Source organism: Salmonella sp. A7 (assembly GCF_020181675.1).
GTDB classification, from domain to species: Bacteria; Pseudomonadota; Gammaproteobacteria; order Enterobacterales; family Enterobacteriaceae; genus Salmonella; species Salmonella enterica.
In genome coordinates this window covers 3,677,215-3,702,390 of sequence record NZ_CP084001.1, presented here as the reverse complement: position 1 = coordinate 3,702,390, position 25,176 = coordinate 3,677,215, and the positions used below count along the sequence as shown (strand labels likewise).

General features: G+C 54.4%; 21 protein-coding genes. 13 read left to right on the top strand and 8 right to left on the bottom strand.

Annotated features, from left to right (window positions below; genetic code table 11):
* Nucleotides 1–7 precede the first annotated feature (7 nt).
* The 3 genes from aceF (at nt 8) to LCS67_RS18120 (ending at nt 4,096) form a co-directional block, all read left to right on the top strand.
* Nucleotides 8–1,897, top strand: coding sequence for a pyruvate dehydrogenase complex dihydrolipoyllysine-residue acetyltransferase (aceF, locus tag LCS67_RS18130; protein WP_017441555.1), 1,890 nt, complete (start codon nt 8–10; stop codon nt 1,895–1,897).
* Nucleotides 1,898–2,098: 201 nt separating this feature from the next.
* Entirely contained in the window at nt 2,099–3,523 is a 1,425-nt protein-coding gene (lpdA, locus tag LCS67_RS18125; RefSeq protein WP_001529952.1) for a dihydrolipoyl dehydrogenase, read from the top strand.
* Between the two features lie 288 nt (nt 3,524–3,811).
* A complete protein-coding gene (locus LCS67_RS18120; protein WP_000765363.1) occupies nt 3,812–4,096 on the top strand; it encodes an outer membrane protein in 285 nt (94 codons plus the stop codon).
* A gap of 37 nt (nt 4,097–4,133) precedes the next feature.
* Here the strand turns inward: LCS67_RS18120 and LCS67_RS18115 are convergent, their stop codons facing one another.
* Complete coding sequence (locus LCS67_RS18115) at nt 4,134–4,925, bottom strand: DUF2950 family protein (RefSeq protein ID WP_000757447.1); 792 nt, start codon at nt 4,923–4,925, stop codon at nt 4,134–4,136.
* A 12-nt stretch (nt 4,926–4,937) separates the two neighbouring features.
* Nucleotides 4,938–6,533: a DUF3300 domain-containing protein gene (locus LCS67_RS18110; RefSeq protein WP_052942881.1), complete on the bottom strand. Its 1,596-nt coding sequence runs from the start codon at nt 6,531–6,533 to the stop codon at nt 4,938–4,940.
* Nucleotides 6,534–6,921: 388 nt separating this feature from the next.
* On the opposite strand from LCS67_RS18110, the gene acnB reads away from it, so the two are divergent.
* The 6 genes from acnB to LCS67_RS18080 all read left to right on the top strand — a co-directional run bounded on the left by acnB (nt 6,922) and on the right by LCS67_RS18080 (nt 14,276).
* A complete protein-coding gene (acnB, locus tag LCS67_RS18105) occupies nt 6,922–9,519 on the top strand; it encodes a bifunctional aconitate hydratase 2/2-methylisocitrate dehydratase (protein ID WP_000888956.1) in 2,598 nt (865 codons plus the stop codon).
* 188 nt (nt 9,520–9,707) lie between these two features.
* A complete protein-coding gene (gene yacL, locus LCS67_RS18100) occupies nt 9,708–10,070 on the top strand; it encodes a protein YacL (protein WP_000384308.1) in 363 nt (120 codons plus the stop codon).
* A 234-nt stretch (nt 10,071–10,304) separates the two neighbouring features.
* Nucleotides 10,305–11,258, top strand: coding sequence for a 2-keto-3-deoxygluconate permease 1 (locus LCS67_RS18095; RefSeq protein WP_001022089.1), 954 nt, complete (start codon nt 10,305–10,307; stop codon nt 11,256–11,258).
* A complete protein-coding gene (gene dtnK / locus LCS67_RS18090) occupies nt 11,255–12,526 on the top strand; it encodes a D-threonate kinase (protein ID WP_000782192.1) in 1,272 nt (423 codons plus the stop codon). Before LCS67_RS18095 ends, dtnK begins: the two co-directional genes overlap by 4 nt.
* Nucleotides 12,516–13,499 carry a D-threonate 4-phosphate dehydrogenase gene (locus tag LCS67_RS18085; RefSeq protein WP_080183754.1) on the top strand — a complete coding sequence of 328 codons (984 nt, stop codon included), beginning with the start codon at nt 12,516–12,518 and terminating at the stop codon, nt 13,497–13,499. The genes dtnK and LCS67_RS18085 overlap by 11 nt, the downstream gene beginning before the upstream one ends.
* Nucleotides 13,500–13,508: 9 nt before the next feature.
* Nucleotides 13,509–14,276: a DeoR/GlpR family DNA-binding transcription regulator gene (locus LCS67_RS18080; protein ID WP_000678255.1), complete on the top strand. Its 768-nt coding sequence runs from the start codon at nt 13,509–13,511 to the stop codon at nt 14,274–14,276.
* Between the two features lie 29 nt (nt 14,277–14,305).
* On the opposite strand, the gene speD is transcribed toward LCS67_RS18080, so the two are convergent.
* From speD to LCS67_RS18065, 3 genes are all read right to left on the bottom strand, one after another.
* The gene (speD, locus tag LCS67_RS18075) at nt 14,306–15,100 is read right to left on the bottom strand and encodes an adenosylmethionine decarboxylase (RefSeq protein ID WP_000734276.1); all 795 of its coding nucleotides are present in this window, start codon (nt 15,098–15,100) and stop codon (nt 14,306–14,308) included.
* Nucleotides 15,101–15,120: 20 nt separating this feature from the next.
* Nucleotides 15,121–15,981 carry a polyamine aminopropyltransferase gene (gene speE, locus LCS67_RS18070; RefSeq protein WP_000829974.1) on the bottom strand — a complete coding sequence of 287 codons (861 nt, stop codon included), beginning with the start codon at nt 15,979–15,981 and terminating at the stop codon, nt 15,121–15,123.
* Between the two features lie 106 nt (nt 15,982–16,087).
* Complete coding sequence (locus tag LCS67_RS18065; RefSeq protein WP_000846613.1) at nt 16,088–16,435, bottom strand: YacC family pilotin-like protein; 348 nt, start codon at nt 16,433–16,435, stop codon at nt 16,088–16,090.
* A gap of 201 nt (nt 16,436–16,636) precedes the next feature.
* On the opposite strand from LCS67_RS18065, the gene cueO reads away from it, so the two are divergent.
* The gene (gene cueO / locus LCS67_RS18060) at nt 16,637–18,247 is read left to right on the top strand and encodes a multicopper oxidase CueO (RefSeq protein WP_000946047.1); all 1,611 of its coding nucleotides are present in this window, start codon (nt 16,637–16,639) and stop codon (nt 18,245–18,247) included.
* Between the two features lie 77 nt (nt 18,248–18,324).
* On the opposite strand, the gene LCS67_RS18055 is transcribed toward cueO, so the two are convergent.
* Nucleotides 18,325–20,715, bottom strand: a complete 2,391-nt coding sequence (locus tag LCS67_RS18055; RefSeq protein WP_031568172.1) for a glucose/quinate/shikimate family membrane-bound PQQ-dependent dehydrogenase — start codon at nt 20,713–20,715, stop codon at nt 18,325–18,327.
* 205 nt (nt 20,716–20,920) lie between these two features.
* On the opposite strand from LCS67_RS18055, the gene hpt reads away from it, so the two are divergent.
* Entirely contained in the window at nt 20,921–21,457 is a 537-nt protein-coding gene (gene hpt, locus LCS67_RS18050; protein WP_000683342.1) for a hypoxanthine phosphoribosyltransferase, read from the top strand.
* A 57-nt stretch (nt 21,458–21,514) separates the two neighbouring features.
* Here the strand turns inward: hpt and can are convergent, their stop codons facing one another.
* Entirely contained in the window at nt 21,515–22,177 is a 663-nt protein-coding gene (gene can / locus LCS67_RS18045) for a carbonate dehydratase (RefSeq protein ID WP_000651590.1), read from the bottom strand.
* A gap of 108 nt (nt 22,178–22,285) precedes the next feature.
* Between can and LCS67_RS18040 the strand changes: the two genes are divergently transcribed.
* Together LCS67_RS18040 and LCS67_RS18035 are read left to right on the top strand one after the other, a co-directional pair.
* Nucleotides 22,286–23,212, top strand: a complete 927-nt coding sequence (locus LCS67_RS18040) for an ABC transporter ATP-binding protein (RefSeq protein ID WP_000150617.1) — start codon at nt 22,286–22,288, stop codon at nt 23,210–23,212.
* Entirely contained in the window at nt 23,209–23,979 is a 771-nt protein-coding gene (locus tag LCS67_RS18035) for an ABC transporter permease (RefSeq protein WP_000983418.1), read from the top strand. Before LCS67_RS18040 ends, LCS67_RS18035 begins: the two co-directional genes overlap by 4 nt.
* A gap of 117 nt (nt 23,980–24,096) precedes the next feature.
* Here the strand turns inward: LCS67_RS18035 and LCS67_RS18030 are convergent, their stop codons facing one another.
* Nucleotides 24,097–25,173, bottom strand: coding sequence for a fimbrial protein (locus LCS67_RS18030; protein WP_000794036.1), 1,077 nt, complete (start codon nt 25,171–25,173; stop codon nt 24,097–24,099).
* Nucleotides 25,174–25,176: the final 3 nt, after the last annotated feature.

Genomic DNA, 25,176 nt, shown 5'->3' with positions numbered 1-25,176 from the left:
AAGAATAATGGCTATCGAAATCAAAGTACCGGACATCGGGACAGATGAAGTTGAAATCACCGAGATTCTGGTCAAAGTGGGCGACAAAGTGGAAGCTGAACAGTCGCTGATCACCGTAGAAGGCGACAAAGCCTCTATGGAAGTCCCGTCTCCGCAGGCTGGCGTCGTGAAAGAGATCAAAGTCTCTGTCGGCGACAAAACCGAGACCGGTGCACTTATCATGATTTTCGATTCCGCCGACGGTGCAGCTGACGCTGCACCTGCTAAGGCAGAAGAGAAGAAAGAAGCGGCTCCGGCAGCAGCACCTGCTGCGGCAGCGGCGAAAGACGTTCACGTTCCGGATATCGGCAGTGACGAAGTTGAAGTGACTGAAGTGATGGTGAAAGTGGGCGACACCGTTGAAGCTGAACAGTCGCTGATCACCGTCGAAGGTGACAAGGCCTCTATGGAAGTGCCGGCGCCGTTCGCGGGCACCGTGAAAGAGATCAAAGTGAACACCGGTGATAAAGTGTCTACCGGCTCACTGATTATGGTCTTCGAAGTGGCGGGCGCAGCGCCTGCCGCAGCACCAGCGAAAGCGGAAGCCGCTCCGGCTGCGGCTGCTCCTGCAGCAGCGACGGGCGTGAAAGACGTTAACGTACCGGATATCGGCGGCGACGAAGTTGAAGTCACCGAAGTGATGGTCAAAGTCGGCGATAAAGTTGCCGCTGAACAGTCGCTGATCACCGTGGAAGGCGACAAAGCCTCCATGGAAGTGCCTGCGCCGTTCGCGGGCACCGTGAAAGAAATCAAAATCAGCACCGGCGACAAAGTGAAAACCGGTTCTCTGATTATGGTCTTCGAAGTAGAAGGCGCAGCGCCTGCGGCCGCTCCGGCTAAACAGGAAGCGGCGGCACCGGCTCCGGCGGCGAAAGCTGAGAAGCCTGCTGCCCCGGCTGCCAAAGCGGAAGGCAAGTCTGAGTTCGCTGAAAACGACGCTTACGTTCACGCTACTCCGCTGATTCGCCGCCTGGCGCGTGAGTTTGGCGTCAACCTGGCGAAAGTGAAAGGGACTGGTCGTAAAGGCCGTATTCTGCGCGAAGACGTTCAGGCTTACGTGAAAGATGCTATCAAACGCGCGGAAGCTGCGCCGGCTGCTGCGGGCGGCGGTATCCCGGGTATGCTGCCGTGGCCGAAAGTGGACTTCAGCAAGTTTGGTGAAGTTGAAGAAGTGGAACTGGGCCGTATCCAGAAAATCTCTGGCGCGAACCTGAGCCGTAACTGGGTGATGATCCCGCACGTTACGCACTTCGACAAAACCGATATCACCGATCTGGAAGCGTTCCGTAAACAGCAGAACGCCGAAGCTGAGAAGCGCAAACTGGACGTGAAATACACGCCAGTGGTCTTCATCATGAAAGCGGTTGCCGCTGCTCTGGAACAGATGCCGCGCTTCAACAGCTCTCTGTCCGAAGACGGTCAGCGTCTGACCCTGAAAAAATATATCAACATCGGCGTGGCGGTTGATACCCCGAATGGCCTGGTGGTTCCGGTCTTTAAAGACGTGAATAAGAAGAGCGTGACCGAGCTGTCTCGCGAACTGACCACCATCTCCAAAAAAGCGCGTGATGGTAAGCTGACCGCTGGCGAAATGCAGGGTGGTTGCTTCACTATCTCCAGCATCGGCGGCCTGGGAACTACCCACTTCGCGCCGATTGTTAACGCGCCGGAAGTGGCTATCCTCGGCGTTTCTAAGTCGGCGATGGAACCGGTGTGGAATGGGAAAGAGTTTGTGCCGCGTCTGATGATGCCTATCTCTCTTTCCTTCGACCACCGTGTGATCGATGGTGCTGATGGTGCGCGTTTCATTACCATTATCAACAATATGTTGTCTGACATTCGCCGTCTGGTGATGTAAGCGAAAAAGCCGGCCCGACGGCCGGCTTTTTTTTGATAATCTCATGTATTTTGTGAGGTTATTAGCGAAAGCGATAATTCGTGATCCGTTTGTTGTTTCAAAATTGTTAACAATTTTGTAAGATACGGGCGGATAGAACGACCCGGTGGATGATGGGCGATCAAGTACCCCGGACCGCCGGATACAAATAAAGAGGTCATGATGAGTACTGAAATCAAAACTCAGGTCGTGGTACTTGGGGCGGGCCCGGCAGGCTATTCTGCCGCTTTCCGTTGCGCTGATTTAGGTCTGGAAACCGTAATTGTAGAACGTTACAGCACCCTTGGCGGTGTTTGTCTGAACGTCGGCTGTATCCCTTCTAAAGCGCTGCTGCACGTAGCAAAAGTTATCGAAGAAGCCAAAGCGCTGGCTGAACACGGTATCGTCTTCGGTGAGCCGAAAACCGATATCGACAAGATTCGTACCTGGAAAGAGAAAGTGATCACGCAGCTGACCGGCGGTCTGGCGGGTATGGCCAAAGGCCGTAAAGTGAAAGTGGTCAACGGTCTGGGTAAATTCACCGGGGCGAACACCCTGGAAGTTGAAGGCGAAAACGGCAAAACCGTGATCAACTTCGACAACGCGATCATCGCGGCAGGTTCTCGTCCGATCCAATTACCGTTTATTCCGCATGAAGACCCGCGCGTATGGGATTCTACCGACGCTCTGGAACTGAAAGAAGTGCCGAAGCGTATGCTGGTCATGGGCGGCGGTATCATCGGTCTGGAAATGGGTACCGTATACCACGCGCTGGGTTCAGAGATTGACGTGGTTGAAATGTTCGACCAGGTTATCCCGGCGGCTGATAAAGACATCGTTAAAGTCTTCACCAAGCGCATCAGCAAGAAATTCAACCTGATGCTGGAAACCAAAGTAACTGCCGTTGAAGCGAAAGAAGACGGTATCTACGTTTCGATGGAAGGCAAAAAAGCCCCGGCTGAAGCGCAGCGTTATGATGCGGTTCTGGTGGCGATCGGTCGTGTGCCGAACGGTAAAAACCTCGACGCGGGCAAAGCTGGCGTGGAAGTTGACGACCGTGGCTTTATCCGCGTCGACAAACAGCTGCGCACCAACGTGCCGCACATCTTCGCTATCGGCGATATCGTCGGTCAGCCGATGCTGGCGCATAAAGGCGTTCACGAAGGCCACGTTGCCGCTGAAGTTATCGCCGGGAAGAAACACTACTTCGATCCGAAGGTTATCCCGTCTATCGCGTACACCGAGCCAGAAGTGGCATGGGTTGGCCTGACCGAGAAAGAAGCGAAAGAAAAAGGCATCAGCTATGAAACCGCCACCTTCCCGTGGGCAGCTTCTGGCCGTGCTATCGCTTCTGACTGCGCAGACGGTATGACCAAACTGATTTTCGACAAAGAATCTCACCGCGTGATCGGCGGGGCGATTGTCGGCACCAACGGCGGCGAGCTGCTGGGTGAAATCGGTCTGGCGATCGAAATGGGCTGTGACGCGGAAGACATCGCGCTGACCATTCATGCGCACCCGACTCTGCATGAGTCCGTGGGCCTGGCGGCGGAAATCTTCGAAGGTAGCATTACTGACCTGCCGAACCCGAAAGCGAAGAAGAAATAATCTTCTGTAGGTGGCAATGCGCCATTCGACACAGAAAAGCGGCTTTACAGCCGCTTTTTTTATGCATGGCAAATCAGATGTGTCAAATGATGGCGAAGGATAACGAAACCGCAAAATTTATCTTTTCCGCAGCAGTGCGCTTTTCAAACCTTATGCCGTCGGTAGTGCCTTTGTCAGTCATTTTCGACCAACTAATTGTTTCATAAGAAATACCTCTCCTTACTTTGTCATCACCCTGAAATTAGTAACGCTATAAAATAATAGCGAGCTAATTATGAGGTTTGATATATGAAACTTTTTCTGACAACAGCAGCGCTAACCGCGACGTTGATCTCCGGCATGGCATTTGCCAGCGATCCCGTCATCCCCTGGGCGACTAACAGCGGCGGTACGGAAAGTACGCATATTGCGGCAATGGGCGAGGATTTGAATGCGCAGCATCAGCAGATCACCCACACGCATGAAGGCGTATGGGCGGCCAATTCCGGCAGCATTCAGGCTGATGAAGCCGCGCTGACCAGCAACAAGCCGCCGGTACAAGGCCACCCGGAATTAATGCCGCATCAGGGCTAATGATCATGGCCTGGCGATAACGCCAGGCGCTTACGGGTTATTCGGCGACCTGCCACTGCGCGTCTGGCGCAAAACGCGTGATAGCCTGAACTTTACTCTCCGTCTCTTTGCCTAAATCCGCCTGATAAATACGATCGTCCTGGTTGACCATAAAACTCATCACCCCGGTTTCGCCGTAATGCATCGGCCAGGCCAGAAGCGCCGCGCCGTGACCGTCGTTATCGCTGATAATACGGAAATGGTAGCCGTGGTAACCCTCATCTGGCGCTGCGGGGCTAAAGTTTGGGCCTAAGGGACTGGGGGCGTCGCCTGCTTTGGTTGGCCAGTACAGGCCATCTTTTTGGCCTTCGCTACTGATTATCCTGTGCGCCCAGCGATGGTTTTGTAAGTAATAGTCCTGCTGCGCATCAACGTAAGCATGCATAGCCTGTAAGGTAGAAAGTTCATTTCGCCCAATAGTACGGGTGAGGATCTCATTCCCGGCTGCCGCCATATCAAAGCGCCAGCCGCCAGCCTCTTTCACCATGGGCACCGGGAGCTGCCAGTCTTCTCGTCCGACATTCAGGTGCGCCGTATTGTCTTTTTGTACAATGCGATGGCCTTCGCGCCAGTCACGGTTGAAGCGGGCCACGGCCTCGGGATCGGCGCCTTCCGGCGGCAGAAATTGCCGCCAGTCATCGCCCAGTAGCGCGGTAAGCTGCGTTTCGTTTTTTCCGGCTACCGCCGCGGCGAAGGCACTGGCGGCCGCTTCCGGGGAGGGGAACCGTTCCTGCGCGTAGCCCAGCAAGGGTAACGACAGTAACAGAGCGCTTAACATAACCTTTTTCATTATCTGCTCCGGTTAACGGCGATGAAATTCATGATGTTCAGAAAAATGTTCCCGCGCGGCGGCGTGTTGCTCGGTGTTTAAGTGGCTGCCGCGACGGCTTTCCAGGCCGCGTAGCTGTTGCGATTGCCATGACGGCGATCGACTGTCGTTCCCGCTAAACACATTGGCGTGCATATTCTGGCGAAATGCCTGACGCTGCTGCGGCGTAGAGGATGCGATCCGCTGATGCGCCGCGTTACGCTGTTGCTGCGATAAGGGATGCTGCTGCGTCTGGGATTTCAGCGTCGCGCTATGCTGCTGCGCCGTCTGTCGACGCGCGCTGTCATACTGATTGTCATAACCGCGATAATTATTACGCCGGGCTATCTGATTTAATTGTTGTGAGGCCGCTTTACGCTGGGCATCGCGGGTGCCTGGCGCTGGCAAAGAAGCGTTCGCTGTATGGCTGCGCTGTTGGAATTGCGTCATGGCCGCCTGGCGCTGACTGTCGCGAGACACTGGCGCTTGCTGCGTTGCGCTTAACCCGCCGTTAACATTGGTGGGATGGAACCGTTGCGCAACGGTATTATTCGGATAGGGGACGCCATTGCGCCAGGCGGGATTATGCTGCCAGCCCATCGTTTGGCCCGGCAGGTTTTGCCCGGATATCCGGTTGAAATTATTGACATTGATATTGATATTATCGCCATTGTGTTGATAACCGTTACCACCATGATGGTAATCATCATCATGATGGTCGTCGTCATGGTGGTGATGATCGTCGTCATCCCAGTCTATGCTGCTGAACAACGCATAGGTGGTGGCGACGCCCAGACTATAACCAAAACCTTTAACAAAACTATCGGCAAACTGCTGTCCCGGAGGGGGCGGTAAATACACCGGCGGATAAGCGGTATTGGGCCAGGCGCCATACACCGTCGCGGGGTTATAGTTCGGCACGTACACCACCTGCGGATTCGCGGGTTCAATTTTGATGACGGTCGACGGTGTCGCTGGCGTACTGGCGGATGTGGTGGTTGTCGTCGTGACGGCGGTAGAAGCGCTGGACTTCGGCACGCTGGTGACGGTTTGCTGTGGCGTTGATTTTAGCGAACCGGTTTGTTGAGCGAGTAGACGCAACCTTTGCACCGCATCCATCACATCCTGTGGCTGGGCTAAGAACGCATCGCCCAGGTTTTGCACCCATTGCGGATTCTCGCCCATAAGCGCCATCAACTGGGGAAAGGCGACCAGCGATTTGACGCTGGGATCCCACGGTTGGCTGGCCACCGCCTGAATAGCGGCATCGCCCTGCAGCGTGGGGTTATCTCGCGACCACTGGACGGCCTGAACCACGTTCGCCGGGTAGGTGGAGGCCATGAGCACCTGCGAAAGCAGGGCATCGGGATAAAGCGCGACAGGCGCGACCCATTGATCGATTTGCGCAGTGGTAAAGGTCGTTTTCGCGACAGGCGCGGGCACAGCGGTCTGCGTTGGCTCAGGGGCGGGAGCTGCCGCCTGCGCGGGCGCTTCGGGAGCGCGGCTTTTAACATACAGTACGCCCGAAGCGGCAAATAACCCGGCACTGCAGACAAGGGCAATGAGATGGGGTTTAAAGGGCAACGTCATTTTATCTCTCCCGATTCCAGAGAATCGCTATGGTCATTATGCCTGCCGCCGACGGGGTGCAGTTTCGCGTGAGTATAAAGGGACGATAGTTTAATTTTTAGCTAATGTTGGGATCGATAACGTTACGTGACGATCAAAGCACGAAATGAGGTAAGCATTTATGGCTGTAGCTCCCGTCTCAGTAGAGCATTAGACCATCCTTAACGATTCAGCCACTTTTTTATGTTGCTTTTTTGTAAACAGATTAACACTTAAAGAAAATCCTGTTATTGTGCCGTATGCGGTACCGGGCATTTACCCTACTAACTACTGTCTCACAGGAGCGTGAAGAGAATCGCCCATCAACAAAAGCGCCGCATTATGACAATGAGAGCGAGGAGATATCGTCGTGCTAGAAGAATACCGTAAGCACGTAGCTGAGCGTGCTGCCCAGGGGATTGTGCCGAAACCTTTAGACGCAACCCAAATGGCTGCGCTTGTCGAGCTGCTGAAGACCCCGCCTGTGGGCGAAGAAGAATTCCTGTTAGACCTGTTGATCAACCGCGTTCCTCCTGGCGTAGATGAAGCCGCTTATGTTAAAGCCGGTTTTCTCGCTGCTGTCGCGAAAGGCGACACCACCTCCCCGCTGGTCTCCCCAGAAAAAGCCATTGAACTGCTGGGCACTATGCAGGGTGGTTACAACATTCATCCGCTGATTGATGCGCTGGACGATGCGAAACTGGCGCCGATTGCGGCCAAAGCGCTGTCCCACACCCTGCTGATGTTCGATAACTTCTACGACGTAGAAGAGAAAGCCAAAGCGGGCAATGAATACGCCAAACAGGTGATGCAATCCTGGGCTGACGCCGAATGGTTCCTGAGCCGTCCGCCGCTGGCGGAAAAAATCACCGTCACTGTTTTCAAAGTGACCGGCGAAACGAATACCGACGATCTCTCTCCGGCGCCGGATGCGTGGTCGAGACCGGATATCCCGTTACATGCGCAGGCGATGCTGAAAAACGCCCGTGAAGGCATTGAGCCGGATCAGCCAGGCGTTGTTGGCCCCATCAAACAAATCGAAGCATTGCAGAAAAAAGGCTACCCGCTGGCCTACGTGGGTGACGTGGTGGGCACCGGTTCTTCCCGTAAATCCGCGACCAACTCCGTGCTGTGGTTCATGGGCGATGACATCCCGAACGTGCCGAACAAGCGCGGCGGCGGTCTGTGCCTCGGCGGCAAAATTGCGCCTATCTTCTTTAACACTATGGAAGATGCGGGCGCACTGCCGATTGAAGTTGACGTTTCTAACCTGAATATGGGCGATGTGATTGACGTCTACCCGTACAAAGGCGAAGTGCGCAACCACGAAACCGGCGAGCTACTGGCAACCTTCGAACTGAAAACCGACGTGCTGATCGACGAAGTGCGTGCCGGTGGCCGTATTCCGCTGATCATCGGCCGTGGCCTGACCACCAAAGCGCGTGAAGCGCTGGGTCTGCCGCACTCTGATGTATTCCGTCAGGCAAAAGACGTGGCGGAAAGCAGCCGTGGCTTCTCGCTGGCGCAGAAAATGGTCGGTCGCGCCTGCGGCGTGAAAGGTATCCGTCCGGGCGCATACTGCGAACCGAAAATGACCTCCGTCGGTTCTCAGGATACTACTGGCCCGATGACCCGCGATGAGCTGAAAGACCTGGCCTGTCTGGGATTCTCCGCCGATCTGGTCATGCAGTCGTTCTGTCACACCGCAGCCTATCCGAAGCCGGTTGACGTGACCACGCACCACACGCTGCCGGACTTCATTATGAACCGTGGCGGTGTCTCTCTGCGTCCGGGCGACGGCGTTATCCACTCCTGGCTGAACCGTATGCTGCTGCCGGACACCGTGGGGACCGGCGGCGACTCCCATACCCGTTTCCCGATCGGCATCTCCTTCCCGGCGGGATCTGGCCTGGTGGCATTTGCTGCCGCGACCGGCGTGATGCCGCTGGATATGCCGGAATCCGTTCTGGTGCGCTTCAAAGGCAAAATGCAGCCGGGCATCACCCTGCGCGATCTGGTCCATGCCATTCCGCTGTACGCCATCAAACAGGGCCTGCTGACCGTTGAGAAGAAAGGCAAGAAAAACATCTTCTCTGGCCGCATTCTGGAAATTGAAGGTCTGCCGGATCTGAAAGTTGAGCAGGCATTTGAGCTGACCGATGCGTCCGCCGAGCGTTCCGCGGCAGGCTGTACCATCAAGCTGAACAAAGAGCCGATCATTGAATACCTGACCTCCAACATCGTCCTGCTGAAGTGGATGATTGCGGAAGGCTACGGCGACCGTCGTACGCTGGAACGCCGTATCCAGGGTATGGAAAAATGGCTGGCGGACCCGCAACTGCTGGAAGCCGATGCTGACGCGGAATACGCGGCAGTGATCGACATCGATCTGGCGGATATCAAAGAGCCAATCCTGTGTGCGCCGAACGATCCGGACGACGCGCGTCTGCTGTCTGACGTGCAGGGCGAGAAGATCGACGAAGTGTTCATCGGCTCCTGCATGACCAACATCGGCCACTTCCGTGCCGCCGGTAAGCTGCTGGATAACCATAAAGGCCAGTTGCCAACCCGCCTGTGGGTAGCGCCGCCAACCCGTATGGACGCCGCGCAGCTCACCGAAGAAGGTTACTACAGTGTGTTCGGTAAGAGCGGTGCGCGTATTGAGATCCCTGGTTGTTCCCTGTGTATGGGTAACCAGGCGCGTGTGGCTGACGGTGCGACGGTGGTCTCTACCTCTACCCGTAACTTCCCGAACCGTTTAGGTACCGGTGCGAACGTCTTCCTGGCTTCTGCGGAGCTGGCGGCGGTGGCGGCGCTGATCGGCAAACTGCCGACGCCGGAAGAGTACCAGACCTTTGTGGCGCAGGTGGATAAGACGGCGGTGGATACTTACCGTTACCTGAACTTCGACCAGCTCTCTCAGTACACTGAGAAAGCGGACGGCGTGATTTTCCAGACTGCGGTTTAATTTGCCTGACGGCGTCAGGCTTACCATGCCTACGCCTCTTATTGCCCGGTGGCGGCTACGCTTACCGGGCCTACAACACCCATCGCAACTGCGGTGGGTTTTTATTTTCATTCCGCCTGCTGTTCCCGCTTTTTTTCTTCTCCGCTGCTGCGATAATGACTGTAAGGGCTTTGCAGAGGAAAACAATTATGGATTACGAATTTCTGCGCGACGTTACCGGAGGGGTAAAAGTACGAATGTCGATGGGCCACGAGGTGGTCGGTCACTGGTTTAATGAAGAGGTTAAAGACAACCTCTCGCTACTGGATGAAGTAGAACAAGCCGCGCGTACGGTCAAAGGCAGCGAACGCTCCTGGCAACGAGCAGGGCATGAATACACGATCTGGATGGACGGCGAAGAGGTGATGATTCGCGCCAATCAGCTGGATTTTTCCGGCGATGAGATGGAAGAGGGGATGAGTTATTACGATGAAGAGAGTTTATCCCTGTGCGGCATGGAGGATTTTCTACGGGTCGTCGCCGCGTATCGGGAATTCGTCAGTAAAGCCTGACCCTCTCTTCGTTATTGTCCCGCAACGCCAGTCGACGGACAGTTGGGGGCGGTAGTGGAAACGAAATCACCACACATTCCAGCCGGGAGTATCCCGGCTTTTTTATTGCAGAATGATTTTTTGATTTTTATTAATCATTTTAAAACTGTGATCTGACGCGTTTGTGATCTTAATTTGATTGAATATAATCGTTATGATTTTATTCAATCACAACAAGCAACAGGCGGTAAGACCATGAACATCAAAAAAGCAATAGAGCGCGTACCCGGCGGCATGATGGTCGTACCGCTCGTTATTGGCGCAGTCATTAACACCTTCGCTCCGCAGGCGCTTGAGATTGGCGGTTTTACCACCGCCTTATTTAAAAACGGCGCGGCGCCGCTGATTGGCGCTTTTCTGCTGTGTATGGGAGCCGGTATCAGTGTGAAAGCCGCGCCCCAGGCGCTATTGCAGGGCGGGACGATTACGCTCACTAAGTTGCTTGTCGCCATCGGGATTGGCCTGGGCGTGGAGCATCTTTTCGGCGCGGAGGGTATTTTTGGCCTGAGCGGCGTGGCGATTATCGCGGCGATGAGCAATTCGAATGGCGGACTTTATGCTGCGCTGGTAGGCGAATTCGGCAATGAGCGCGATGTCGGCGCTATCTCTATTTTGTCTCTTAATGATGGCCCTTTCTTTACGATGATTGCGCTGGGCGCGGCAGGGATGGCGAACATTCCCATTATGGCGCTGGTGGCGGTGCTGGTTCCGCTGGTTGTCGGCATGATCCTCGGCAATCTTGATCCTCATATGCGCGATTTTTTGACCAAAGGCGGCCCGCTGCTCATTCCTTTCTTTGCTTTTGCGCTGGGGGCGGGCATCAACCTGGAAATGTTACTGCAAGGCGGACTTGCCGGAATTCTGCTCGGCGTGCTGACAACGTTCGTTGGCGGTTTCTTTAATATCCGCGCAGATCGTCTGGTTGGCGGAACTGGCATTGCCGGGGCGGCGGCCTCCAGCACCGCGGGTAATGCCGTTGCGACGCCGCTGGCTATTGCGCAGGCCGACCCTTCGCTCGCCGAGGTGGCCGCTGCTGCCGCTCCGCTGATTGCCGCCTCGGTGATCACCACGGCAATCCTGACGCCAGTGTTGACCTCCTGGGTTGCGAAAAAACAGGCGCGTCAGGCTTCTTTGGAGAAAAACGCATGAAAATGATAGTCATCGCCGACGATTTTACCGGATCGAATGATACCGGCGTCCAGTTGGCGAAGAAGGGGGCGAGAACGGAAGTCATGTTGAGCGCGTCGCAAAAACCGTCCCGCCGCGCCGATGTGTTAGTCATTAACACCGAAAGCCGGGCGATGCCCGCAGATCAGGCGGCATCTGCCGTTTATGCCGCGCTTTCCCCGTGGTGTGAGACATCGCCAGCGCCGCTGGTGTACAAAAAAATCGACTCTACATTTCGCGGCAATATCGGAGCCGAAGTGACGGCGGCTATGCGCGCCAGTCAGCGAAAACTGGCCGTTATCGCCGCCGCGATCCCTGCGGCTGGACGCACGACGCTTGAAGGAAAATGTCTGGTTAATGGCGTCCCGCTACTGGAAACCGAATTTGCCAGCGATCCGAAAACGCCCATTGTCTCTTCCCGTATTGCCGAGATAGTGGCGTTGCAAAGTGAGATCCCTGTGTATGAAGTCTTTTTGCAGGATGTTCGACGCGGTGGGTTAAGCGCCTTACTTACGGCTTATGCGGCTGAGGGCGAAGGGATTATCGTCGTGGATGCGGTGGAAGAGCGGGACCTGACGTTGATTGCGCAAGCGGCGTGCGAACAACCGTCGATGCCGCTGCTCGTCGGCGCAGCGGGTCTGGCGAATGCGTTGCCGGTTGAACTTTTTATGCAAGACCGGCAGCGGCTGCCGGTGCTGGTGGTGGCCGGTTCGATGAGCGAAGCCACGCGACGTCAGGTGGATAATGCGCTGTGCCGGGGACGTGCGGAGGTCGTGGATATCGATGCCGCGCGCATGGTGTCGGATAGCGCGGAGCAGGAAATCGCGTCTGTCGTAGAGCAGGCCTGCGCGCTGTTAAGTCAGCATCGACATACGATATTACGCACCAGCCGTCGCGCAGAAGATCGACAGTTAATCGACGCGCTGTGCGAAAAATCCGCGATGAGCCGTCAGCAATTGGGCGAGCGACTGAGCCAGCGGCTTGGCGTCGTCACGTTAAACATTATCGAGCAGGCGCGGATTGGCGGGTTGTTTCTGACCGGCGGCGATATCGCTACCGCCGTCGCCGGCGCGCTTGGCGCTGAAGGTTATCGCATTCAGAGCGAGGTGGCGCCCTGTATTCCCTGTGGAACGTTTGTAAACAGCGAAATTGACGATCTGCCGGTCATTACCAAAGCGGGCGGATTCGGTTCAGACAGTACGTTGTGTGACGCGCTTTATTATATTGAGGAGATGTATTGTGGAGACTAAAACCGTTGCCATTACCATGGGCGATCCAGCGGGCATTGGGCCGGAAATTATTGTTAAAGCGCTAAGCGAAGACGGTCTCAACGGCGCGCCGCTGGTGGTTATTGGATGCCTCGCAACGTTGAAACGTTTACAGGCGAAGGGCATTACGCCGAACGTCGAGTTACGGGCCATTGAACGGGTTGCCGAAGCGCGTTTTGCGCCCGGCATCATTCATGTGATTGATGAGCCGCTGGCGCAGCCGGAGGCGCTGGAGGCCGGGAAAGTTCAGGCGCAGGCGGGGGATTTAGCGTATCGCTGCGTGAAGCGCGCCACCGAGTTAGCGTTACGGGGTGACGTACAGGCTATCGCTACCGCGCCGCTGAATAAAGAGGCGCTGCACCTGGCGGGGCACAACTATCCGGGCCATACCGAGCTGCTCGCGACCCTGACCCATAGCCGCGATTACGCGATGGTACTTTACACCGATAAACTAAAAGTGATTCACGTTTCAACGCATATCGCGCTGCGTAAATTCCTTGATACGTTAAGTACCGTGCGTGTCGAAACGGTGATTGGCATTGCTGATACTTTCCTCAAGCGTGTGGGTTACGTTAAACCGCGTATCGCCGTGGCAGGCGTGAATCCTCATGCGGGCGAGAATGGCCTGTTTGGCGATGAAGAGACGCGTATCCTGACGCCAGCCATTACCGATGCCCGCGCAAAAGGTATGGACGTTTATGGGCCGTGCCCGCCGGATACTGTATTTCTCCAGGCTTATGAGGGACAGTATGATATGGTGGTGGCGATGTATCATGATCAGGGGCATATCCCGTTGAAATTGCTTGGCTTTTATGATGGCGTGAATATCACCGCGGGGCTGCCGTTTATTCGGACCTCTGCCGATCATGGCACCGCATTTGATATCGCCTGGACGGGAAAAGCAAAATCTGAGAGCATGGCCGTATCGATCAAACTGGCAATGCAACTGGCATAATTCCCTGTTATGAAAGGACAACACCGTCTGGATCTCATTGTGGCGTATCTGAAAAACCATACGCTGGTTACGGTAGAACAGCTGGTTGAGGCGGTTGACGCATCGCCAGCCACTATCCGTCGCGATTTGATCAAGCTGGATGAGCAGGGCGTGATCAGCCGTAGTCATGGCGGCGTGGCGCTGCGGCGTTTTGAACCCGCCCAGCCCACCACCAATGAAAAACAACTGCGATCGCCTGCTGAAAAACGGGCGATCGCACGCGTTGCCGCATCGCTGGTGAATGCTGGCGATGCCGTCGTGCTGGATGCCGGTACGACAATGATGGAGCTGGCGAAATGCTTAACCCATCTTCCGCTGCGGGTCATCACCGTCGATCTGCATATTGCGCTGTTTTTAGCTGAGTTCCGGCAAATTGAAGTGACGATTGTCGGCGGTCGTATCGATGACAGCAGTCAGTCCTGTATCGGTGAGCATGGGCGTAAGCTGTTGCGCAGCGTTTATCCGAACATCGCGTTTATGAGCTGTAATTCATGGGGGGTAAAAACGGGCGTGACGACCCCAACGGAAGATAAGGCCGGGCTTAAACAGGAGATTATTGCTAATGCGCAGCGCAAAGTGTTGCTGGCGGACAGCAGTAAGTATGGCGTGCATTCGCTCTTTAATGTGGTGCCGCTTGAGCGCTTTAATGATGTGATTACCGACGTCAATCTGCCGCCGTCAGCGCAGGTTGAACTGAAAGGGCGCGCTTTTGCGCTAACGCTGGTGCAGCCGGAGTGACAGCGCCGTCAGGCGCTGCCAGTGGTGAATCAGACCGCAGAAATATTGCGGCCGTAGTAAATCTCGCGCATCTCTTTCCACAGCGCGGCGGTGATCTCCTGGCGTTCGGTTTCAGTGAGATCTTCCGGTTTGGTGTGAAACATGTAGTGCTTAAGATCGAACTCCTTAAGCAGCATCTTGGTATGGAAAATATTTTCCTGATAGACGTTTACATCCACCATGTCATACAGCGACTTCATATCTTCCGACATAAAATTCTGAATAGAATTAATCTCATGATCGATAAAGTGCTTCATACCGTTGACGTCGCGCGTAAAGCCGCGCACGCGGTAATCGATGGTGACAATATCGGACTCTAGCTGGTGGATCAGGTAATTGAGCGCTTTTAGCGGTGAAATCACCCCGCAGGTTGACACTTCGATGTCGGCGCGAAAGGTGCATAGCCCGCCTTCCGGATGGCTTTCCGGATAGGTATGCACACAGATATGGCTCTTATCGAGGTGCGCCACCACGGTTTCCGGCAGCGGGCCGGGATGTTCGGTTTGATCGATAAGTTTCGGGTCGATCGGCTCTTCGCTCACCAGAATCGTGACGCTGGCGCCCTGGGGTTCATAATCCTGACGGGCGATGTTCAGGATGTTCGCGCCGATAATGGAGCATGTCTCCGACAGGATCTCGGTCAGTCGGTTGGCGTTATAGAGTTCATCGATATAGGCGATATAGCCATCGCGCTCTTCTGCGGTTTTGGCGTAGCAGATATCGTAAATACAAAAACTCAGGCTTTTCGTCAGATTGTTAAAGCCATGCAGTTTCAGCTTTTTCAATTTTTATCACCTCCTTAACGTCACTGTGCGGACAGTGCGTCATGTAGATATTGCGGTAGCGCAAATGCAGCGGCATGAATAGCCGGGTTGTAATAGCGACATTTGAGGCCGGCGGCATGAAAACGCGCCTGAATAATTTCGCTCGACAGGTGACGAAGAGCGTCGTTGTTCGTCGCCCAGGCGAAGGTCATGATGCCGCCGTAATAGGTCGGAATCGCCGCCTGGTAGAAGCCGACATCGCTGAAGTAATGACTCAGTTTGCGGTGGCTGTCGAGCGCTTCATCCTGTTGCAGGAAGCACACGCCGTTCTGGGCGACAAAAATGCCGCCCGGATTCAGGCAACGCTTACAGCCTTCATAAAAGGCGGAGGTAAACAGGCTTTCGCCGGGGCCTATCGGATCGGTACAGTCGGAAATGATCACATCAAAGGTCTGATGGGTCTGATTGACGAAATTCACGCCGTCGTCGATTACCAGCGTAAAGCGCGGATCGTCGTAGCTGCCGGCATTGTGGTTGGGTAAATACTGGCGGCAAAACGAGACTACGCCAGCGTCGATCTCCACCATGGTGATGGTTTCGACATTTTTATGCCGGGTAACTTCACGTAGCATTGCGCCGTCGCCGCCGCCGATAATCAGAACGTGTTTCGCATGACCGTGCGCCAGCAGCGGGACGTGGGTCATCATTTCATGATAAATAAACTCGTCGCGTTCGGTGGTCTGTACCACGCCGTCCAGCGCCATCACGCGGCCAAAAGCGGCGTTTTCAAAGATGATTAAATCCTGGTGATCGGTTTTTTCATGATACAGAACGTTGTCTACGGCAAAGTACTGACCAAACTGGTCGTGTAGCGTTTCATGCCACATCGTATTTTCGGCCATTGGCTGATACCTCCATTGTTAACACCCGTAAAAAAAGGGCGCAACATCATAGCTAACAATGACCGTGGATGCACGGTCATTATTTCAGCAATAGGATCGCGGAGGATTATTTAACGTAGGCTAACAGGCTCAGAGAATCGCGGGCCAGAGCTTTGCATTTTTTAGCGACCGGAATACCGATGCCGCTAAGATCGCGGTAGCTGTCTTCGCCCAACGATTTCATATCGAAGGTGTCGTAGTTACTCAGGTCCCACTGATTTTGCTGGGCAAAAAAGACCAGCGCACGGCGAATCTGACTGTTGGGTAAATTTTGGTAACCACAGTCATTTTTCAGAAAAACGAAAACCGCCGTTAAATCGGCCATATCTTCAGCTTCGGATTCAGTAAGCGCATAGCTATTTGCGCATAAGGCCATCAGGCTGCCAAACAACACGGGTCTGAAAAACGTCTTCATTGCTTCTACCACGGCATCAGGGAAAGTCAACGTTAGCATACTGAGAACGTAGCGACGACTTTTATTATCAGGATTGGTCGCGGCGTTTTCATTCTTATTGTATTGCTGTCAGGAATGGTAAAGACGTGTTGCTGGCTTGACCTTCCCGTTAGGGCAGGGTCTAAGCTTAGACACCCGCCTGTTCATTATAAGGAAATGATTATGTTACGCCGTGATTTCTTAAAATATTCAGTGGCGCTGGGGGTTGCATCAGCGCTGCCGCTGTGGAGCCGCGCCGCTTTTGCCGCCGAACGTCCCGCGTTGCCTATTCCTGACCTGTTAACGGCAGATGCGAGCAACCGTATGCAGTTAATTGTTAAAGCCGGACAGTCGACATTCGCCGGTAAGAACGCGACAACCTGGGGCTACAACGGTAATTTGCTGGGGCCAGCGGTACAGCTTCACAAAGGAAAAAGTGTGACCGTTGATATCCATAACCAACTGGCCGAAGACACGACGCTTCACTGGCATGGTCTGGAGATTCCGGGCATCGTCGACGGCGGCCCGCAGGGGATTATTCCCGCAGGCGGAACCCGCACGGTGACGTTTACGCCGGAGCAACGCGCCGCGACCTGCTGGATTCATCCGCATAAACACGGCAAAACCGGGCGCCAGGTGGCGATGGGCCTTGCCGGACTGGTGCTGATTGAAGATGACGAGATTCGCAAATTGCGCCTGCCGAAACAGTGGGGCATCGATGATGTGCCGGTGATCATTCAGGACAAACGCTTCTCCGCCGATGGTCAGATTGATTATCAACTGGATATTATGACCGCCGCCGTCGGCTGGTTTGGCGATACGCTGCTGACCAATGGCGCTATCTATCCGCAGCATTCCGCGCCGAAAGGCTGGCTACGTCTGCGCTTGCTAAATGGCTGTAATGCGCGTTCGCTGAATATCGCCGCCAGCGATAATCGTCCGCTTTATGTGATTGCCAGCGACGGCGGCCTGCTGGCGGAGCCGGTGAAAGTCACCGAACTGCCGTTATTAATGGGCGAGCGTTTTGAAGTGCTGGTGGATATCAGCGACGGGAAAGCCTTTGATCTGGTGACCCTGCCGGTCAGCCAGATGGGAATGGCGATCGCTCCGTTTGATAAACCGCATCCGGTGATGCGTATCCAGCCGCTGCGGATTACCGCCTCCGGTACGCTGCCGGATACGTTGACGACGATGCCTGCGTTGCCGTCGCTGGAAGGGCTAACGGTGCGCAACCTGAAACTGTCGATGGACCCGCGTCTTGATATGATGGGGATGCAAATGCTGATGAAGAAATATGGCGCTCAGGCGATGAGCGGCATGGATCATGACAGCATGAACGCGCATATGCAGGGCGGCAATATGGGGCATGGCGAGATGGATCATGGCAACATGGATCACAGCGGGATGAATCATGGCGCGATGGGCAATATGAATCACGGCGGAAAATTCGACTTCCATAACGCTAACTTTATTAACGGCCAGGTCTTCGATATGAACAAACCGATGTTCGCGGCGCAAAAAGGCCGACATGAACGTTGGGTGATTTCCGGCGTGGGCGACATGATGCTGCATCCTTTCCATATTCACGGCACGCAGTTCCGTATTCTGTCAGAGAACGGCAAAGCGCCAGCGGCGCACAGAACGGGCTGGAAGGATACGGTACGCGTTGAGGGCGGTATCAGCGAAGTGTTGGTCAAGTTCGATCACGACGCGCCGAAGGAACATGCCTATATGGCGCACTGTCATCTGTTAGAACATGAAGATACGGGAATGATGTTAGGATTTACGGTCTAATCGCTGTCTCCGACGCAGGCCGGGTAAGGCGAAGCCGCCACCCGGCACAATGCCCGGCATACGCCGGGCATTAATGGTTATTTCGCGTCGTCAGGCAAAGCATAGGCGACGATATAGTCGCCCATCTTCGTACCAAACGAACCGTGGCCTCCGGCAGAAACGACCACATACTGCTTACCGTTTACCTCATAGGTCATCGGCGTTGCCTGGCCTCCGGCGGGTAAACGTCCCTGCCACAGTTTTTCTCCGTTGCTCATGTTATAAGCGCGCAGGTAGTTGTCGGCGGTCGCGGCGATAAACAGCACGTTACCGGCGGTTGAGATTGGCCCGCCGAGCATGGGCATCCCCATGTTGAACGGCACCGGAACCGGCATCGGGAACGGCATACTGTCGCGCGGCGTCCCTATACGTTTCTTCCATACGATTTCATTGGTCTTCAGATCCAACGCGGAAATATAGCCCCAGGCCGGTTGTTTACACGGCAGGCCAAACGGCGAAAGGAACGGATTCAGCGTGACGCCGAATGGTACGCCGTACTGTGGCTGAATACCTGCTTCTGTACCGGTACCTTTCGCGTCTTTCGGCGGCTCCATCGGATTACCCGGGCCGCGTGGGATCAGCTTCGAGACAAACGGCAGCGCCATCGGGTTAGCGATAGCGACCTGACGGTCTGGATCGACGGAAATACCGCCCCATTCAAACATCCCCAGGTTGCCAGGGAATACCAATGTCCCCTGCTCGGACGGTGGAGTGAAGATACCTTCATAGCGCAACTGGTGGAACATAACGCGGCACACCAGTTGGTCGAACATGGTCGCGCCCCACATATCCGCGCCGGAGAGATCTTTTTTCGGGCGGAAGGTTAAATCAGAGAACGGCTGAGTTTTGGCGACGTAGTCGCCTTTTGCCGCGCCCTGTGGGACCGGTTTTTCCGGAGCGGGCACGACCAGCTCGCCATTACGTCTGTCGAGCACAAAGATATTACCGGTTTTCGCTGGCGCATAGATAACCGGAACGGTGGTACCGTTAACGGTGATATCCGCCAGCGTCGGCTGTGCCGGCAGGTCCATATCCCACAGATCGTGATGGACGGTCTGATAACTCCAGGCCAGTTTCCCGGTGGTGGCATTCAGCGCCAGGATGGAGCTGGCGTAACGTTCCTGCTCCGGCGTGCGGTTACCGCCCCAGATATCCGGCGTGGTCACGCCCATCGGCAGATAGACCAGATCCAGTTTCGCATCATAGGCGGCAGGCGCCCAGGAGTTCGGCGAGTTAAAGGTAAAAGCGTGCTCATCGGCTGGAATCGCGTTCGGATCTTTCGCCCCCGGATCGAAGGCCCACAGTAGCTTACCGGTATTAACGTCAAAACCACGGATAACGCCGGACGTTTCGCGGGTAGAGAAGTTATCCGTGACCGAACCGGCAATGACGATCGTTTTATCGGTGATAATCGGCGGCGACGTCGGTTCATACAGTCCCGGCGTGGTGTCCGGCATATTGGTTTGCAGATTCAGGATGCCTTTGTTGGCGAAGGTTTCACACAGCTTGCCGGTTTCGGCATTCACCGCGAAAAGGCGACCGTCATTGACCGGGAGGATAATGCGGCGCGGACAGTCGGCGATGACCTCCGGCGAGGCGGTATCCGCTTTGGCCTCATGATAAGAGACGCCGCGGCAGGTCACATGCTGGAAAGACGAATCGGTCTTCAACTGAGGATCAAAATGCCACTTCTCTTTACCGCTGGCGGCGTCCAGCGCGAACAGACGCTGGTGAGCCGTACACAGATAAAGCGTATCGCCGACTTTAATCGGGGTCACTTCGTTGGTGATTTCGCCCGGATCGTTGGGTTGTTTCAGATCGCCGGTGCGGAAGACCCACGCTTCTTTCAGTTGGTGAACGTTATCCGCAGTGATCTGTTTCAGCGGTGAATAGCGTTGGCCTTCCTGATTACGTCCATAGGCCGGCCAGTCTTCGTCGGCGATCGACGAGCTTGTTGCGGCGGGCGTGGCGTCGGCGCGAAGCGTACCGTTGATCTCCTGCGGGTCGTTGAAGCCAGCCCAGGTCAGAATGCCGCCGCTAATCAGCAGCGCCACGACCAGCGCCGCCACAGCGCCGCTGGAAGGAACCACCAGCCGATGCCAGACAAACGGCAATATTAGCCAGATGCCGAAAAACACCAGAATATCGCTACGCGGCGTGAGCGCCCAGAAGTCGAACCCGACTTCCCATACGCCCCAAATCATTGTCGCCAGCAGCAAGGCGGCATACAGCCACAGCGCGGCACGTTTACTGCGCCATAGCAATCCGGCCACAACCAGCATCACGAGGCCCGCGATGGGGTAGTACCAGGAACCGCCAATAGCAACCAGCCAGACACCTCCGATAAGAAGATACAGCCCACAAAGCGCTGCAAAGAGGGCCGTCAGCGTCACGAGTAATCGTGGCGATCGTGCGTTATTTTCTGCCATAAAAAGACACCATCCCAAATTGTTAATTTTTTAGTAGCAATTAAGTATAGGAATTAACATGTGTGATCGTAATCACAAAATGAGCTTTCTTATCAAATGCCGCGAATGAATACGTTTGCTGTTATACTGCGTGCCTTGCGCGTCAATGCGGCGTTATTAGTCACCGGCATTGAGTGATTTGTTTTTAAATCATATGGTTATAAATATGAAACATACTGTTGAAGTCATGATCCCCGAAGCGGAGATCAAAGCACGTATTGCCGAGCTGGGTCGTCAGATTACCGAACGTTATAAAGACAGCGGCAGTGAAATGGTGCTGGTAGGTCTGTTGCGTGGCTCATTTATGTTTATGGCGGACCTGTGCCGTGAAGTCCAGGTTCCTCATGAAGTCGATTTTATGACCGCCTCCAGTTATGGTAGCGGCATGTCCACCACCCGCGACGTGAAAATCCTCAAAGATCTGGATGAGGATATTCGCGGTAAAGACGTGCTGATTGTCGAAGACATTATTGATTCCGGTAATACGCTGTCGAAGGTCCGTGAAATCCTGGGCCTGCGCGAGCCGAAATCGCTGGCGATTTGTACGCTGCTGGATAAACCGTCTCGTCGCGAAGTGGACGTGCCGGTTGAGTTCGTTGGCTTTTCGATTCCGGACGAATTCGTAGTCGGTTACGGTATCGACTACGCCCAGCGTTATCGCCATCTACCGTATGTTGGTAAAGTGGTGCTGCTGGACGAGTAAGAGCAGAAATGCCGGATGGCGTCGCTAAAGCGACTTATCCGGCCTATAGCTAATGGCTTATTGGTGGGGAATGTATTTCAGACTTAGGGCGGAGATACCCTTATGATAGCCGTTCTCCAGCGTTTTTTTGTTGGTGGCGGTGACGTCAAGATCGCGCAGCAGGCCATCATTGATACTGTACGCCCAGCCGTGAATGGTCACATTCTGCCCGCGTTTCCACGCTGACTGCATAATGGTGGAATGCCCCAGGTTATAGACCTGCTCCATGACGTTCAATTCATAGAGCGCGTCCAGACGTTGCTCTTCGGGCATTTTTCCCAACAGCGAGCTATGTTTAAGCCAGATGTCGCGGATATGCAGCAACCAGTTATTAATCAAGCCCAGCTCAGGGTTTTCTACCGCAGCCTTGATACCGCCGCAACCGGAGTGGCCGCAAATGATAATATGCTCAACTTCCAGAACATCTACCGCATACTGAACCACGGAGAGACAGTTCAGATCGGTGTGAATAACCAGGTTAGCCACATTACGGTGAACAAACAATTCGCCCGGTTCAAGCCCGGTTAAACGCTCTGCGGGAACGCGGCTGTCGGAACATCCAATCCATAGAAAGCGCGGTTTTTGCGCTTGCGCCAGTTTCTCAAAAAATCCGGGGTCCTCTTCCACCAGCATTTTTGACCATAGTGCATTGTTGCTGATGAGTGTATCTATGTCTTTCATGGAAGTTAACGACCTGTAACCAAATAAGTGCGTTGGGCTAATATAGGGCAACTCCGTAGTTATTTAAACCATATATAAAGTGTAAGAACGTAAAGTAAGTGAGAATTTATGACCATTGCGCTGGAACTTCAACAACTTAAAAAAACCTATCCCGGCGGCGTTCAGGCGCTGCGCGGCATAGATTTGCAGGTCGAAGCGGGGGATTTTTACGCGCTTCTGGGGCCAAATGGAGCAGGGAAATCGACCACCATCGGTATTATCAGCTCATTGGTTAATAAAACGTCCGGGCGCGTTAATGTTTTTGGTTACGACCTGGAAAAAGACGTGGTTAACGCTAAGCGACAGCTTGGACTGGTGCCACAGGAGTTTAACTTTAACCCGTTTGAAACGGTGCAACAGATCGTAGTGAATCAGGCCGGTTATTACGGCGTGGAACATAAAGAGGCGGTTTTACGTAGCGAAAAGTATTTAAAACAGCTCGATCTGTGGGAAAAACGTCATGAACGCGCGCGGATGCTCTCCGGTGGGATGAAACGCCGCCTGATGATCGCCCGCGCATTGATGCATGAGCCTAAGCTATTGATTCTCGACGAGCCGACGGCGGGCGTCGATATCGAATTGCGTCGCTCGATGTGGGGATTCCTGAAAGACTTAAACGCCAAAGGCACCACGATTATTCTCACCACCCACTATCTGGAAGAGGCGGAAATGCTGTGCCGCAATATCGGTATTATTCAGCACGGCGAGCTGGTGGAAAATACCTCCATGAAAAATCTGCTTTCAAAGCTGAAATCGGAGACGTTTATTCTGGATTTAGCGCCAAAAAGCCCGCTGCCTAAGCTTGCGGGTTATCAATATCGTCTGGTGGATACCTCGACTCTGGAGGTTGAAGTGTTGCGCGAGCAGGGGGTTAACAGCGTTTTTAGCCAACTGAGCGAGCAGGGGGTTCAGGTATTAAGTATGCGTAATAAAGCCAACCGTCTGGAAGAACTGTTTGTGTCGCTGGTGCATGAAAAACAAGGAGATCGCGCATGATGCAGCTTTACTGGGTTGCCCTTAAAAGCATCTGGGCGAAAGAGATCCACCGCTTTATGCGGATCTGGGTGCAAACGCTAGTGCCGCCTGTCATCACGATGACGCTCTATTTTATTATTTTCGGTAACCTGATCGGTTCGCGCATCGGCGAAATGCATGGTTTTAGCTATATGCAATTTATTGTGCCGGGCCTGATTATGATGGCGGTTATTACTAACTCCTACGCGAATGTCGCGTCGTCATTTTTTAGCGCCAAGTTTCAGCGCAATATTGAGGAACTGCTGGTCGCGCCGGTACCAACGCACGTGATTATCGCCGGATTTGTCGGCGGCGGCGTGGCGCGCGGGCTGTGCGTGGGGATTCTGGTGACGGCGATTTCGCTCTTTTTTGTGCCTTTCCAGGTGCATTCCTGGGTATTTGTCGCGCTAACGCTGATTCTGACCGCGATTCTGTTCTCGCTGGCCGGACTGCTGAACGCCGTGTTTGCGAAAACCTTTGACGATATCAGCCTGATCCCGACCTTTGTGCTGACGCCGCTGACCTACCTCGGCGGGGTATTTTACTCGCTGACGCTGCTGCCGCCGTTCTGGCAAGGGTTGTCGCACCTGAACCCGATCGTCTACATGATCAGCGGCTTCCGTTATGGTTTCCTGGGTATCCATGATGTGCCGCTGGTCACCACATTTGGCGTACTGGTGATCTTTATCGCCGCTTTCTACCTGCTGTGCTGGTCGCTGATCCAGCGTGGGCGCGGTTTGCGCAGTTAAGTGTTGACAGGGGAGATGGGGCGTTGGGTTGCACTTCGCTTCACCCCATCTACGGGGCCGTAATATCAATGGGTTACGGGTCTGTAGGGGGAGGCTTGCTGAAACCCAACGCTTCTCTCAGCGAATCTGAATCTCCAGCGTGGCGGTAGCCTGGTATTCTCCGGTGTGGGGAACATGTCCGGTGGTATTGACCGGCGCGGCGGTGAACTCGGTGCTGCCTCTACCGTCGGCGTAATCTTCAATCGGCAATTCGGCGCTGCCGCCGGGAACGATGGTCTTATCGTATTTATCGGAAATCCGTATCCCTAAATTCTCATTGTCGGTTTTCAGGTATTCCGGGTTGTGCGGATCGGTTTCTCCATTCAATGACATTGACAGGTTGGTGCCGTCCGCCACGTTGCTACAGGTAAAGTTTACCTGAGTGGTGACGTGCGAGTTCTGCGGACTATCGCCGAGGTGACGAATATCTTTGCCCTCAATATCCGGCAGCCTGACCTCGATAACCTGCCCGGCGTTGATGGAACAGGACTGCGGCACGGTAATGGTCCCGGACATGGTGACGTGCGCGATAGGGGGAATGGAGGGGGGAATATTATCTCCACTGCTGCCCGGCGTTTTTGATAAATAGAGATTCATGATCGTTGTTTGCGGGATCGAGATTTCTCCGACCAAAGGATGAGTAATATAAATCCTTACCGTGCCTTTATTACCCGCCGTCATTGATTTCATTTCTGCATCGCCACAGCCGCCTGCGGAGGCATCATTATTGCTGATTGAGGAAAACGGGACGGGAATATATTCACCAAGCTTCCCGGCTATATACGCTTCGGTACCAATTTCCAGTTTGCCTGTCACGAGGACATAGTAATCCATATGTCCGTAGTATCGCGTCTCGCTGTGCGTGCCTTTCTGCGTCAGATCGCCGGTGGTCGCGGTGAAATAGTTGTACCCGCGATAATCACTGTTATCGCAGTCGCATTTAGCCGAATATTCTCCGCCTGCTGACCAGTGCTCTTCAACGATGGTTCCCGTCTGGTTCCCATCCGTATCGGTAATGGTTTGATTAAAACTAAAAGGAAAATCATGCGTGCCGCTGGTTGGTTGACACCAGCCGCTTCCGTTGCCCATCGTTCCGTCTGCCAGCGCATGGCCTGAAAATAGCGACAACGCCAGCAGCATCCATAAATTCTTCATTGT